The sequence below is a fragment of the Helicobacter didelphidarum genome, from assembly GCF_003364195.1.
Taxonomy (GTDB): Bacteria; Campylobacterota; Campylobacteria; order Campylobacterales; family Helicobacteraceae; genus Helicobacter_A; species Helicobacter_A didelphidarum.
This window is the reverse complement of the sequence record NZ_NXLQ01000200.1, coordinates 1-539: the sequence shown is the minus strand read 5'-3', so window position 1 is coordinate 539 and position 539 is coordinate 1. Positions and strand designations below refer to the sequence as shown.

1 protein-coding gene is annotated in these 539 nt (G+C 34.7%); it reads left to right on the top strand.

The features are described 5' to 3' along the window. A partial coding sequence (locus CQA53_RS13465; protein ID WP_245945926.1) for a methyl-accepting chemotaxis protein occupies positions 1–539 on the top strand: 539 nt, incomplete at both ends.

Sequence of the window (539 nt, the reverse complement as noted above, 5' to 3'; positions counted from 1 at the left end):
TTCAGCAAACTTCGCTAAAGACTTAGAATCTAAATCAAAAGATTTAGAAGAAGCAGTCCGAACTCTTACAGAATCTTCGAATACTCAAGCAAGTTCATTAGAACAAACAGCCACAGCAGTAGAAGAGATTACTTCATCTATGCAAAATGTATCAGGAAGAACAGGTGAAGTAATAGCACAAAGTGAAGACATTAAAAATGTTATTGGTATTATTAGAGATATAGCAGACCAAACAAATCTCTTAGCACTCAATGCAGCCATAGAAGCAGCAAGAGCAGGAGAACATGGAAGAGGATTTGCAGTTGTAGCTGATGAAGTCAGAAAACTTGCAGAAAGAACACAAAAGAGCTTAGGAGAAATAGAAGCCAATACAAATATCTTAGTGCAATCTATTAATGATATGGCAGAATCTATTAAAGAACAAGCAACAGGTATTTCTCAAATCAATGAAGCTATCTCTCAATTAGAGACTATTACACAACAGAATGTAGAAATAGCTAATCATTCTAAAGATATAAGCACAGCAGTAGATAATGTAG